This window comes from Microbulbifer maximicatervae (SeqCode), assembly GCF_052467325.1.
The window spans coordinates 3744044-3757302 of the sequence record NZ_CP174310.1; the positions used below are offsets into that span (position 1 = coordinate 3744044).

General features: G+C 51.6%; 11 protein-coding genes. 2 read left to right on the forward strand and 9 right to left on the reverse strand.

Annotated elements, in window-relative coordinates:
* Both gstA and ACJJIE_RS16755 read right to left on the reverse strand, forming a co-directional pair.
* Complete coding sequence (gstA, locus tag ACJJIE_RS16750) at positions 1-606, reverse strand: glutathione transferase GstA (protein ID WP_444892399.1); 606 nt, start codon at positions 604-606, stop codon at positions 1-3.
* 114 nt (positions 607-720) lie between these two features.
* Positions 721-1116, reverse strand: coding sequence for a DoxX family protein (locus ACJJIE_RS16755; RefSeq protein WP_282930599.1), 396 nt, complete (start codon positions 1114-1116; stop codon positions 721-723).
* Positions 1117-1635: 519 nt separating this feature from the next.
* On the opposite strand from ACJJIE_RS16755, the gene ACJJIE_RS16760 reads away from it, so the two are divergent.
* The gene (locus ACJJIE_RS16760; RefSeq protein ID WP_282930598.1) at positions 1636-2937 is read left to right on the forward strand and encodes a cation:proton antiporter; all 1302 of its coding nucleotides are present in this window, start codon (positions 1636-1638) and stop codon (positions 2935-2937) included.
* Between the two features lie 13 nt (positions 2938-2950).
* On the forward strand, positions 2951-4807 hold the full coding sequence (locus ACJJIE_RS16765; RefSeq protein ID WP_282930597.1) for a monovalent cation:proton antiporter-2 (CPA2) family protein: 1857 nt from the start codon (positions 2951-2953) through the stop codon (positions 4805-4807).
* A 14-nt stretch (positions 4808-4821) separates the two neighbouring features.
* On the opposite strand, the gene ACJJIE_RS16770 is transcribed toward ACJJIE_RS16765, so the two are convergent.
* The 7 genes from ACJJIE_RS16770 to ACJJIE_RS16800 all read right to left on the reverse strand — a co-directional run bounded on the left by ACJJIE_RS16770 (position 4822) and on the right by ACJJIE_RS16800 (position 13150).
* Positions 4822-5172 (reverse strand): AraC family ligand binding domain-containing protein, encoded by a 351-nt coding sequence (locus tag ACJJIE_RS16770; RefSeq protein WP_444892400.1) that lies wholly within the window; start codon positions 5170-5172, stop codon positions 4822-4824.
* A gap of 44 nt (positions 5173-5216) precedes the next feature.
* Positions 5217-6836, reverse strand: a complete 1620-nt coding sequence (locus ACJJIE_RS16775) for a Na+/H+ antiporter (protein WP_444892401.1) — start codon at positions 6834-6836, stop codon at positions 5217-5219.
* Positions 6837-7291: 455 nt separating this feature from the next.
* Complete coding sequence (locus tag ACJJIE_RS16780; RefSeq protein WP_444892402.1) at positions 7292-8107, reverse strand: class II aldolase/adducin family protein; 816 nt, start codon at positions 8105-8107, stop codon at positions 7292-7294.
* A gap of 310 nt (positions 8108-8417) precedes the next feature.
* Positions 8418-9434 (reverse strand): zinc-binding alcohol dehydrogenase family protein, encoded by a 1017-nt coding sequence (locus ACJJIE_RS16785; protein WP_444892403.1) that lies wholly within the window; start codon positions 9432-9434, stop codon positions 8418-8420.
* A gap of 156 nt (positions 9435-9590) precedes the next feature.
* Complete coding sequence (locus ACJJIE_RS16790; RefSeq protein ID WP_444892404.1) at positions 9591-10469, reverse strand: alpha/beta fold hydrolase; 879 nt, start codon at positions 10467-10469, stop codon at positions 9591-9593.
* A 24-nt stretch (positions 10470-10493) separates the two neighbouring features.
* Positions 10494-12323: a glutamine--fructose-6-phosphate transaminase (isomerizing) gene (gene glmS / locus ACJJIE_RS16795; RefSeq protein WP_444892405.1), complete on the reverse strand. Its 1830-nt coding sequence runs from the start codon at positions 12321-12323 to the stop codon at positions 10494-10496.
* Between the two features lie 2 nt (positions 12324-12325).
* Entirely contained in the window at positions 12326-13150 is an 825-nt protein-coding gene (locus ACJJIE_RS16800) for a DeoR/GlpR family DNA-binding transcription regulator (protein ID WP_282930591.1), read from the reverse strand.
* Positions 13151-13259 lie beyond the last annotated feature (109 nt).

Genomic DNA, 13259 nt, shown 5'->3' on the forward strand with positions numbered 1-13259 from the left:
TTACACCGGTTCTAAACTTTCCTCCTGAAGCGCCCGCTGCACTGCGGGCCTTCCTTCCATTCTCTTTTGGAATGCTTGAAGCCGGGGCCACCGGGGCATATCAAACTGCTGATGTTTCAGCCAGCGAGAGAGAACATACAGGTAGGCATCGGCAACCGTGAAACCGTCTCCCATTAAGTAGTCTTTATCAAGCTGCCCTTCGATATAGTCAAACCAGCGGATAAGCCTAACCCGGGAGTCCTCCTGCTCCTCTTCTGTACCATGCCAGAACAGTGGTTTAAATAGCTTGTGGACTTCAGCACTGAGGAAGTTGAGCCACTCGAGAAGCCGGTAATGGGCCAGGGTGCCCACTGGTGGCGCCAGTTGCGCGTCGGGCTTTTGTTCCGCCAAAAACTGGACGATTGCCGGACCTTCTGTCAGTACTTCTCCGCCTTCCAGTTGCAGTGCCGGCACGTACCCTTTAGGACTAATCCTTGTAAAGTCGTCGCCGTTTTCCAGCTCGTGGGTTTTTAGATTGACCTTTTGCAGGCCCAGATTGATCCCTGCTTCACAAGCAACAATATGAGGCGATAGAGAGCAAACACCCGGTGCATAAAAAAGCTTCATGGTAATCCTGTAGAGTCATTACCTATATCCCAGCAGTATAGGCCCGGCTTATTTCTCCCCAATGAAGCACGATTGCAATTGGCTTGAATTCCTCTCTACAACTGTTGCTGAAATCTACTTACCGCGTATCCAATGGTCCAGGCTAAAGCGACCGGCACCGGCACAGGTAAGAATCAGGAAACCGCCGGCAATCGTGATATTTTTCATAAAGCTGGTCATTTCTGTTGCATCACCAGGGGATAGGTGTACCAGGAAGGCCGAAGCGAGACAGAACAGGAAAAGAACAAAAGCAGATATCCGGGTGAATATCCCCAGTAACACCGCGAGTCCTCCCACCAACTCTATAACGATGACCAGGGGCAAAATGAAGCCGGGTATCCCCATGGAAACCATAAAGGCCTCTGTCATTTCGTAGCCGCCAATTTTATTCCAGCCGGCAAATATAAAGATCAGCGACATCAGTACCCGACCGATCAGCTTAGAGGTGTCGCACAATATCGAATGCTTCACTACTACTTCCTCAATTGCGCATTTATGGGTATGGACTATCAACCAGTGTAGACACTGTCGTAAAAATTCATGAGATAGTCGGTAGCTGCCTTTACTCAGGAGGGATAAAAACTACTAGATTGGCGTGACAATCATCCTTTTTATTTTCAATAGTCAGTAGGAATCTACTAATTGGCAGTTAGTAAGTAATGAAGTAATGTTTAAAAAGCTAAGGCATTAATGAATTTTAGTGGGTAGGGGAAGTCGATCCGTTTGAGCGCAAAACTGAAAAATGCAGTTGTCTGGCGCCCTAGAGCCGCTACAATTGCGCGCCCATATAAAAGGGAGTTGGCCGCTTGTGCCCGCGCGGCCCGCCCCGGTGTAATCCTGTTGCCCTAGATCCACGCCAAGGGAAATCGAGCAGCCTCTGCACGACTACAATAACGGCACACTCACCATCATATAAATTGCCGCCGGGGCGCTCCCCAAAATGGCATTAAACCATCCGAGAATATTTCAGCGCTGGAGTCCACACACGGCATGGAAGTTTATTACACCTTTTGTTTTCTTGCCGCCGTATCAGTTTTTCTGGGTTTCTTGAACCAATACGTATTGCGCGCCCAAACCACGATCGCTATTACCGCCGGTGCCCTGGCCTTATCACTATTGGTCACCGCCCTCGGCAAGTTGGGGGTGGTAGAGTTGCGCACCTGGGCAGATCAGCTTCTGCCGCTCCTCAACCTTGAGGATATTCTGCTCAAGGGAATGCTCGGGTTTCTGCTTTTTGCCGGCAGTTTGCATATCGATCTGTTGGAGCTGCGCAACCAGAAACTGGAGATCGGTCTTCTCGCCATTGTCGGTACCCTCATTTCCACCTTTGTGGTCGGGGCCCTTCTTTACTGGTTCCTGATGCTGATCAATATGCCGGTGGCTTTTGTTTACTGCCTGTTATTTGGTGCATTGATCTCTCCCACCGATCCTATCGCCGTACTGGCAATAATGAAAAACCTGAAAGCCCCGGAGCAGGTTTCCATTCAGGTGGAAGGTGAGTCCCTGTTCAACGATGGCTTCGGTATCGTGATCTTCGCGGTGATTTACGCACTCGCTTTCGAAGGCGGCCAACCTACAGTACCGGCAGTGGCTGAGCTATTCGCTATCGAGGCACTGGGGGGCATATTGCTGGGACTGATCATTGGTGGCGTTTTCCACTGGGCTATTTGTTGTACCAATGATCACAGCCTGGAATTGATGCTGACCATGGTTATTCCCACTGCCGGTTTTTCCCTGGCCAATGTGCTCGGGGTCTCCGGCGCCCTGGCAATGGTGGTGAGTGGCATTATTATTGGCAACTTTACCCGCGAGCGCGGCTTTTCCCGGGTGAGCCAACACGAGCTGGATAATTTCTGGAGCATCACCGAGGACTTCCTCAACGGTTTGCTCTTCCTGCTGGTGGGCCTGTTCCTGATTACTATCGACCTGCGCCCCTCCGACTACCTGCTGATGGCAGTGGGCATTGTCATTGTTCTCACCGCCCGGGTTTTCGCTGTCGGCATACCCTTCCTGTATTTAAAAAGTCGCCGCAAGTACCACCCCTATACCAACCGGATTTTGATCTGGGGAGGGTTGAAAGGTGGTCTGGCATTGGCGCTGGCGATGTCGATTCCCGCCGGCAGTGCCTTCGTCCAGGGACAGGACCTTCGCTACCTGTGGGTGGTCATGACCTATGGCGTGGTGCTCTTTTCTATCGTCGTACAGGGCTCTACCATAGCGCCATTGATTCGTCGCAGCCGGGAGTTTTCTGAGCCCGAACGCGACGAGCCCCAGCAACCGACAGCCAAATAGCGATAACGATTAAATGGAACACTCCGGCTTCCTTATTGAGGCAGTAATTTTCATGGCTGCCGCAGTGATTGCGGTACCCATTGCCACCCGCCTGGGCCTGGGCTCAGTCCTCGGTTACTTACTCGCCGGTGTGGCCATAGGCCCAAGTGCCCTAGGCTTAGTCGGCGATGCCAGCGATGAAATGCACGTTGCCGAGTTTGGTGTTGCACTCATGCTGTTCCTGATCGGCCTGGAGCTGCAGCCGAAGAAATTGTGGAAAATGCGCGGTGCTATCCTCGGCACCGGCAGTGCCCAACTACTGTTTTCCGCTGCGGCCATCGCTGGATTGGTTCTCGCCTTTTCCGAGATGGATTGGCGCTCTTCGGTGGCTATCGGGCTGATCCTGGCACTGTCCTCAACTGCGATCGTATTGCAATCCCTCAGTGAAAAGGGCCTGCTGAAAAGCCAGGGCGGGCGCGCTGCATTTGCGGTACTTTTGTTCCAGGATATCGCTGTTATTCCCATCCTCGCGCTATTGCCACTGCTGGCAGGTACCGCTGCCAGCCCCCATGAAAGTGGCTTGAGTGGTTGGTATTACGCATCGGCAGTTATCGGCACCATGCTGGCTTTTATTTTCGCCGGGCGTTACCTGCTCGGTCCCTTACTGCGTCTAATGGCAGGCAGCCAAGTGCGCGAACTGTTTACCGTGAGCGCGCTACTTATCGTATTTGCCGCAGCTGCGGTAATGACCTGGCTGGACCTATCGCCGGCACTGGGTACTTTCCTCGCCGGGGTACTGCTGGCCGAGAGCGAGTTCCGCCATGAGCTGGAAGCGGATATACAGCCTTTTAAGGGCCTGCTGTTGGGCCTCTTCTTTATCGCCGTGGGTGCCAGCCTGAATTTCTCCCTGATCGCGGACAACCCGCTGGTGCTAATCGGATTAGCATTGGCGTTGGTGCTGGTTAAATTTACCGTGCTGTTTGCCCTGGCGCGCACCTTGCGAATGTCAAAGGGCGAGGATTGGTTGTTCGCTCTGTCATTGGCGCAAGCCGGTGAATTCGGTTTTGTACTGGTGGCGTTCTCTACCCAGCTTCAGGTCCTGAGTGCGGACATCGGCAACCTGTTAGTAGCCCAAATTGCTCTGACCATGGCCCTGACACCAGTGCTGCTGCTGATCTACGAACAGTTTATCCAGCCGCGGTTTGTCACCGGCCCAGAGGTTCCCGCCAACATAGATACATCACCGCCTGTGGATTCCGGCTCACCGGTAATCATTATTGGCTACGGGCGCTTTGGGCAGATCGCCGGGCGACTTCTAAATGCCTGCGGTTTCAATACCACTTTGCTCGAACGCAATGCAGAACAGCTGGATCTGGTGCGCCGCTATGGTATCAAGGCTTACTACGGGGATGCCTCGCGAGAGGATCTGCTGCGCGCCGCCGGAGCCCAAAACGCAAAGCTGGTTATCCTGACCTTGAGCGACCAGGCCGCCTGTCTGGAAATTGTGGCCCAGCTGCAAAAACACTTCCCCAATGTGACCATCCTCGCCCGGGCCCGCAACCGTATGCACCAATATGCTTTGATGGAAGCCGGGGTCCGCTATATCTTCCGCGAGACCGTGGACTCGGCCCTGACCATCGGCGAAAAGGCGCTGGAACTATTGGGACTCAGTCCCATACAGGCGCGCCGCGCCGCCTTAAAATTCAAGCAGCACGACCAGCGTATGCTGGAGGCACTTTTCCCCTACTGGCGCGATGAGTCCCAGCATATTGCGCAAAGCCGAATCTATCGCGAGCAGCTTTTACAGGCGTTACAACAAGACCGCCGCGACAAGGACCTGCATCTGGATCACTACTGGGAAGAAGCCAAGCCCGAGATGGAAAAACAGTAAGCCGGTTATTGGCCCTAGGAGTTGTCATTAAGCATGACAATGGCAGCCCTGCCAGGACTCAGACTCTCGCTGATATGACCCTTTCCGTGTAAATCATTGGCTAATAAGATATCTCCGGGAGCAAAGGTATATTGTTCACCGGAGCTGGTTGTGAGCTTCACCCTGCCTTCAAGGTAAAGTATAAACTGCGCCTGCGGGGCACAGTGCCAATCAAAACGCTGCCCCTCACTAAACTCCCGGAACTGCACCTGCTTGGCGGGATAGGGGATTGAGTAATTACCCAGGGGCTCGCGCTGGGGACTGTCTATTTTTCTTTTCTGAAAAAGGGAAACCCCATTAACTGAACACAGCTCTACAAACTCCATATCAAGTTTTCACCAATTTAAGCGTGTCTATTAAAAGAGAAAATTTATTCTTTGTTAATTAAGCTCGCCTCTACCAGATCGACCTCCAAAACCAATTTGCGGTGGAGTTCATCATCAATCTTCCTGGAGACACGCAATTCCAGCAGTTGTTCGCGCTCAGCGGAAAGTGCAGCAAGGTGGTAATGACGCTCAACCCTGGAACGCATCCAGATAATATCCTCGCTTTCATCTTCTCCTAGGCTTATGCGCCGCCGATAAATAGCCAAAAGGTGATCCACCGCCTCAAAAGCGAGATCGCGATCTTTTTCACCTCGATCAATATCATGACGCATATTCATCAGCTGATTCACTGCCGCTGTGGCAGCAGATATTCGCGCACCTTTTTCATCACCGATAGCGGCAAAATTGGGGGCTTCGGGTAAACGGCGCAGTAGAACAGGCAATAAAAAACTTGCCAGCAATAAGGAAAGCAAGATAACGCCCATTGCAATAATCAGGGCTAAATCACGGCCGGGCAACGGCTTTCCATCTGTCATAGCGAGGGGAAGGGAAAAGGCTCCCGCCAATGTAATCGCCCCTCTTACCCCGGCGATGGTCAACACGCTAACCAATAAAAAATGGGTACCAAAAGATTCTACTTTCTGCCCAAAACGTGAGAGATATAGGGAGACCCATACCCACACAAATCTCAGGAGAAGTAGTACAACAAATATTGCCAGGACATAAAAAATAATTGTTAAGTCACCAGTGTGGCGCGCGCCGGAGAAATCCGCTCCGGTAATTCGAACCAATTGCTCTCCCAACAAAACAAAAATAATACCGTCAAGAACTGCTTGTACTGTTTTCCATACTGCACGGCGGTCCATCCGTGTAGTCGACATTTCCGCGCCGTGTAAGGTGGTATAGTGAGTCGCAATTCCAGCACTGGCAGCTGCCAAAATACCCGATACCTGTAAAGTATGGGCGGCGATATAAGCCGCAAAGGGCACTAATAAGCTCACTAGAACTTGTACAGTAGTGTCCTCACCGCCAACTCTGACCAGCAGGCGCAAAATATATCCACAGGCAAATGCTGCTCCAGCGCCTATAACCACACCGCCGATAGCGACCCAGAAAAAACCAGCCAGTGCATGGGGAAATGAAAAGGTCCCGGTGAGGGCGGCAATCACTGCAAAACGGAAAATATCCAATCCCGAGGCATCATTAAACAGGGACTCTCCGGCGAGGATATGCTCCAGCCGTGGTGGCATAGAAGTTCCACCGTGTACCACCGATACCGCCACGGGGTCGGTCGGTGCCAAAATTGCCGCTACTGCAAAAGCCACCGCCATTGGCATGACCGGCACCAGCCAGGAAATAAAATATCCCATACCCACAACGGTAAAAAGCACCAATCCAATAGCCAAGGTAACAATGGCACCGATATCTCGAAACAGAGCGCCTTTCGGTATTCGCCAACCGGCAATAAACAATAAGGGCGGAACAAACAGCAGGAAAAAAATTTCTGGCTCGAGGGGTATTTCTATTCCCAAAAAGCTACCCAGTATTGCTCCCGCAGCAATTTGCAATAAAGGCAGTGGAATAGGTAAAGGCAACAGGCGCGCAATAACCAGGGTAATGGCCACAACTAACAACAGCACCAGCGCAATAACCAGATAGTGCATTACTCGCTAAAGTTCCCTGTGACGCCTTATTGAAATAGATCTCTATCGAGTAACTAGGGAGCCTCTGAATAACTCCGTAATGCCTCTGCGGGTCTTGAAGGCTGCAGATGTTAGGCGCAGTTCGCCGCGAATGGCCGTAGCCCTTTGCAAGAGCTGCAACGCAGCAGATGTGGCCTTCAAGGCCCGCCCTTCGGGGCTTGCAGAGCGATTCACACTCCGCGTTGCGACTTCTTGAAAGGTCTAGACATTCCTGCGAAGCCGCGCCTTGATTGTGAACCGCTCTGCATGCCAGAGGTATCATGGAGTTATTCAGAGGTTCCCTAGTGCTGTTCACTCAATATCAGGAAGTTTATGCGAGAATAGAAAACAGGGAATAAATTCTGAGAAAAAGTGCCAGTGCTTTGCAGCGCTCCAAAAAATTACTCTGCAAATTTGGCAGTGTTTTTGGGGTTTCTTTACTCAAACATATCCGGCTGTTCTTTTGCAATTACATTGTAAAGAGGCTGAAAGCTAAATAATCCCGCCAGTTCAGTTCCCACAACCGCCCGGGTTCGTATTGCCACCTCTGGATCGATCAGAATAGGCTGCCCAGCTGCTTCCGCCAGTAATTGAGCCTGGCAGCTTTTTTCCATAGTGATATACCACCAGGCAGCTTCATCGACGGATTTACCCACCGTTAGTAATCCGTGATTCTGCAATATCAGTGCTTTGTGGTTACCCAAGGCTTTAGCAAGGGCTGCGCCTTCTCCCATTTCCAATACCACGCCGGAAAAAGTATCCAACAAACCGTGATCCCGATAAAAGGCACAAGCATCCTGGGTAATGGGATCCAGAAAGCGCCCGAGAGTAGACCAACTTTTCCCATAAAGGGAATGGGCGTGCGCAGCGGCTACCACATCCGGGCGGGTTTTATGAATGTGAGAATGAATAGTAAAGGCAGCGCCATTAAGGTAACCATCCCCCTCAACCACCTCTCCTTGATGATTGACCAGCAACAGTTGTGACATCGTCATCTGTTTAAAGGAAACCCCCATGGGGTTGACCCAAAAATGATCGTCATATTCCGGGTCACGGACAGTGATATGACCGGCTACGCCTTCATCAAATCCAAATTTTCCAAACAGCCGAAAAGCCGCCGTCAGCTTCCTCTTGCGCTCTTCACGAACTTGTTCTGGCGGCTGGGTTGGCTCGCCAAGCAACATATTGATGTCGCCATTCATAACAGCAGCATCAATACCGGTTTTTGTTTTATTTTTTTCTGTCGTAGCCACCTAGCGGCCCTCTCATCTTTGAAAAATGCCGAGGCATGGTTATAGCATGACTTTTATTTTCTATGCGAGGATTAATAACTTAATAAAATGGTGACTGCATAATGCGGAAAAATATAAAAGTGACTTTGATGTCTTTTCTATCAGTTTATTTTCGCCCTGTAGAAATATAAGCAAAAATTTACTGCCAAATAATGAAAAATAAGTATCTTGCACTTAGTTTCTTTTATCGAATAATTAGGACCGCTTACTCAAAGTAAATTCCCACCCAGATGTCATAGATATGACTCTGAGTAGGAGAGAGTTTACTCTATCAAAAACCTTCCAGGACTATCTTTCCTTTTGCAGCCTGGGATTCGATAAGCTGATGCGCTTTTAAAAGATTACTTGCGTTTATTTTCCCAAAATTCTGCCCCATAGTGGTTTTAATTAATCCCTGGTCAATTAATTCCGCAAGTTCATTCAACAGAATATGCTGGGCAGCCATATCCTCGGTAGTAAACAGCGCGCGAGTAAACATAAACTCCCAGTGAAGAGACACACTCTTCTGCTTCAGTGCCATAACATCCAAGGAGGCGGGGTCGTCAATCAAACCAAACTTCCCTTGAGGTCTGATACTTTTGATAATTTCCGCCAAGTGCTCTTCGGTATTAGTGAGGCTAACAACATAGTCGACGCCATCGATGCCCTCGCGGCTTAACTGCTCGCTAAGAGACTCACGATGATTGATCACATGGTGGCTTCCAAGCTCTTCAAGCCAGCTTTTGGTTTCGGGGCGGGAGGCAGTGCCTATCACAGTCAAATTGGTCAGACGACGGGCCAACTGGACCATAATCGAACCCACGCCACCAGCGGCACCAATGATCAGCAATGACTTGTTGTTTGCCCCTTTACCCACCGCTACTTGGAGGCGGTCGAATAGCATTTCCCAAGCGGTAATCGCAGTGAGGGGCAGCGCCGCCGCCTCGGCACAGCCAACCGTCTTGGGGGCAGTACCAACGATTCTCTCATCCACCAGCTGGTACTGGGCATTGCTGCCCGAGCGGGAGATGTCGCCTGCATACCAGACCCGATCGCCAACCTTAAAGAGTCCCGCTTCCGGGCCTACCGCTTTCACTATGCCCACAGCATCCCAGCCAAGTACTTTCCACTGACCGCTATCCGGGCTGGCCCGCTGCCTCACTTTAGTATCTACCGGGTTAACTGAAACGGCCTGTACTTCTACCAGCAGATCCCGGCCGGAGACTTGCGGTATGGGGAGGCTTATATCCTGTAGCGCTTCTTTATCACTGCTTGGCAGAGACTGTTGATAACCGACGGCCTTCATCATCAGTTTTATCCTTTTCCAATGGGGTAACGGGTGTGAAGGTATCTTAAAAAGGAATATCCACAGGAGAAACTGCCTTCTCGCAGAAGCTGTTTCAATTATTTTTTTAAATTCCAGTAACTATGGATAACTCTATCCACAGTTATCCACAAAGCTGAACTAGGGCGAGGGGAAATGGCTATCTGTGGAAAACTTGAGAAGGAATTTACTCACCAGGGCATTAAATCTGTGTGGCGCTTCCAGAAACGGGAAATGGCTTCCTCCTTCCGCCACATCAAAGATCTCAAGCCTGGAACCCACAATTTGCTGGTGAATCCACTGCTGGCACTCTATTGGGTGTGGACTGGCACGACCGAAAGCCACTAGCGTCGGCTTATCAATCCTGGGGATAAAATCCCGCCAATCCTTTGTTACGTTATCCACAAAAAGCTTTGCAGCCCAGCGCCGGGGACACTGCAGATTAACCGCAACCAGTTCATCCCGTTGGGTTTTCCCCATCAAAGGCGTAACCATAGACATAAGAATTTGGCGAGTGGCCTCAACACCTTTTTTTCCAACCAGGTTATCCACAAACTGGAAGAGGCTCTCCGGGGTCAGTATGCCTCCAGCAGACAATCGCTCCGCTTCACTCCAGGCGGGATCTGACAGTAGACAGGGGGGTTCATCGATTAGCACTAGTGCACTGACCCTATCCCCACCAAACATTTCCAGGTAGCTCCATATCACCGAGCAGCCGGCGGAGTGGCCGAGTAAATAAAGGGGTTCCTGTTGCAGACTTGAGATCAGCTCTTGCAAGTCCTTGGCGAGGCGGGAAATTCGATAGCCATGATTGGGCTTGTCAGACTGACCGTGACCACGCATATCCAGCGCGATCACACGAAACTGATCGCTGAGCCCAGCGAGCTGGTGTTTATACAACACCGCCCCCTGGGACCAGCCGTGTAGCATCAATAATATGGGCCCGTTGCCGGCCTCTAGATAGCGCAGGGTGACGCTATCAGAGGTAGTAAATTCACACAGCTTTACTCGCTTGTGCATAAACCTTTTGCGGCAGGTGAACGGTTATTCAACCGTGACTGATTTAGCCAGGTTTCTGGGTTGATCCACATCCGTACCTTTTAGCAACGCCACATGGTAACTCAATAGCTGCAGCGGCACGGTGTAGAGAATCGGCGCCAGACTCTCTGGGGAATCTGGAACTTCCACCACGGTAACACCTTCTTCACTGGTAAATCCGGCCTTGGGGCTGGCGAAAACAAACAGTTGCCCACCCCGTGCACGCACTTCCTGCAAATTGGATTTGAGTTTTTCCAGCAGCTCATCATTGGGGGCAACGACAACCACGGGCATATCGCCGTCCACCAGTGCCAGGGGGCCATGCTTCAATTCGCCGGCGGGATAGGCCTCCGCGTGGATATAGGAAATTTCCTTCAGTTTTAGAGCGCCTTCCAGAGCAATGGGGAATTCGACACCACGCCCCAAGAAAAGCGCGTGGTTCTTCTCTGCAAAGGCCTTGCTGGTGTTTTTAACCACCTTATCCAGACCGGTAAAACTCTCCATTAGCTCAGGTAACTGGTGCAAGGCGCTGACCAGCTCAGCTTCACGCTCCGCCGACAGTCCATTGACCTTGGCGAGGGCGATACAGAACAGTTGTAAGGCTACCAATTGGGTCGTAAAGGCTTTGGTTGAGGCCACACCAATCTCAGGGCCCGCCTCAGTCATTAGCGATAGCTCAGATTCTCGCACCAATGAGCTATTGGGCACATTGCAGATGGTCATAGAGGCCAGATAGCCCAGGTCCTTGCCCTGGCGCAGGGCGGCGAGTGTATCGGCCGTTTCCCCGGATTGGGAAATACTCACAAACAGCGTTCCCGGACGCACCACTTTCTTGCGATAGCGCAGTTCACTGGCCACTTCCACCGAGCAGGGAATACCGGCCCAGTCCTCCAGCCAATAGCGGGCTACCATGCCCGCATGGTAACTGGTGCCACAGGCTACTATTTGTACCTGCTGCACCTTGGGCAAAATCTCCTGGGCGCGAGCACCGAGGGCCTGGGCCAACACTGAGCGCTCACCGATACGGCCCGCCAGAGTGGCTGCGACCACCTGGGGCTGCTCGAAAATCTCTTTCTGCATAAAGTGGCGATAGCGCCCTTTATCAGTAGCTTCATGACCGCCGGTCAATTTGTGCACCGGGCGACTGACTTCCTCTCCCAACTTGTCTCGAACTGCGATGCCACCGCGACGTACTTCCGCCACATCGCCCTCTTCGAGGAATATAAAGCGATCAGTCACCTGTCGCAGGGCCATGGGATCAGATGCAATAAAGTTCTCTTCAATGCCCACCCCTAGGACCAGCGGACTACCAGAGCGGGCACAGGCCAAAACTTCTGGCTCTTCATGACTAACAACCGCGAGGGCGTAGGCACCTTCCAGTATATGCGTGGCTTCAGTCACTGAGTCGACCAGGCTGCGGCCCTCGGCACTTAATGAGTGAATAAGGTGAACCACAACTTCAGTATCGGTTTCAGACTCAAACTCATAGCCTTTTCCCTGAAGCTCTGAACGCAATTCCTGATGGTTTTCGATAATGCCGTTGTGAACCAGAGCGATATGGCCAGACAGATGGGGATGGGCATTTTCATCGGAGGGAACACCGTGGGTAGCCCAACGGGTATGGGCAATGCCAATATGACCCTCGGCGCTCTCCTCACTTAATTTGGCTTCCAAATCTGCGACCTTGCCCAGGCTTTTGCGCAATTGCAGCTGGCCATCTCCACTGCTTAAGCAGACTCCGGCTGAGTCGTAACCGCGATACTCCAAGCGGCGCAGCCCTTCCAGAAGAATCCCCGTCACATTGCGCTGTGCCAGCGCACCTACGATTCCGCACATAATTATTTCCTCATTAACCTGGGAGTCTCGCCGCCCATTAACATTTCAGGCTGAGCGCCTCTGCTCCTGTCTTCAGCGGCACAAATGAGCTGGATACCCAGCTGCTCCAGTTTTTGGCCCACGGCATCCGCCAGGCCATCATCAGTTACCAGGATATCGACCTGCTCCCAGGACAATTCCAGATTGGGAATCCGCTTCCCCACTTTACTGGACTCCGCCAGTACAACCACTTCCCGCGCAACTTCCGCCATTACGCGGGAGAGGCCAATTTGTTCATTAAAAGTACAGGTACCGCGCTGCAAATCGATTCCATCGGCACCAATAAAAGCGCGATCGAAGTCGTATCCTCTCAGTACCTGTTCTGCAACCTGCCCTTGGAAGGCCTCAAAGTGTGGGTCCCAGGTGCCTCCGGTCATCAACAGCGTCGGTTCGTTTTCAAGTTCGCGCAGTGCATTGGCCACATGCAGCGAGTTGGTCATCACCACTAGGCCACGCTTGCTTTCAAGCTCAGGAATCATTGCCGCCGTGGTGCGACCGTAATCGATCACAATTCGATGGTGATCCGGTATCAGTTCAGCAGCGGCTCGACCAATGGCCCGCTTGCTCCCTGAGGGCCCTTCTTCATTGACCAACTCCCTCGGCACTGGGATAGCACCACCGTGGCGACGCAGCAACAAGCCGTGATTTTCCATTGCCGTCAGATCCTTTCGAATCGTAACTTCCGAAGTTCCGAACTGCCGCGCCAATTGCTCGACACTGGTCTCTCCTACTTCATTTAGCAAGTGGAGAATGCCGTGGCGGCGCTGTTGGGTGTTACGTTTGGACATAGGTATACAAGTTTCGTTTCGAAACTTAAAGATAGCAAAACGAAACTAAAGTTCCCACAACTTTTATCAATAACCATTACTCAACTGATTAGATACCGGTATAGGACTC

Coding starts and splice junctions, on each gene's coding strand:
- gstA (WP_444892399.1), bottom strand. CDS start 606: ATGAAGCTTTTTTATGCACCGGGTGTTTGCTCTCTATCGCCTCATATT.
- ACJJIE_RS16760 (WP_282930598.1), top strand. CDS start 1,636: ATGGAAGTTTATTACACCTTTTGTTTTCTTGCCGCCGTATCAGTTTTT.
- ACJJIE_RS16765 (WP_282930597.1), top strand. CDS start 2,951: ATGGAACACTCCGGCTTCCTTATTGAGGCAGTAATTTTCATGGCTGCC.
- ACJJIE_RS16770 (WP_444892400.1), bottom strand. CDS start 5,172: ATGGAGTTTGTAGAGCTGTGTTCAGTTAATGGGGTTTCCCTTTTTCAG.
- ACJJIE_RS16775 (WP_444892401.1), bottom strand. CDS start 6,836: ATGCACTATCTGGTTATTGCGCTGGTGCTGTTGTTAGTTGTGGCCATT.
- ACJJIE_RS16785 (WP_444892403.1), bottom strand. CDS start 9,434: ATGATGAAGGCCGTCGGTTATCAACAGTCTCTGCCAAGCAGTGATAAA.
- ACJJIE_RS16790 (WP_444892404.1), bottom strand. CDS start 10,469: ATGCACAAGCGAGTAAAGCTGTGTGAATTTACTACCTCTGATAGCGTC.
- glmS (WP_444892405.1), bottom strand. CDS start 12,323: ATGTGCGGAATCGTAGGTGCGCTGGCACAGCGCAATGTGACGGGGATT.
- ACJJIE_RS16800 (WP_282930591.1), bottom strand. CDS start 13,150: ATGTCCAAACGTAACACCCAACAGCGCCGCCACGGCATTCTCCACTTG.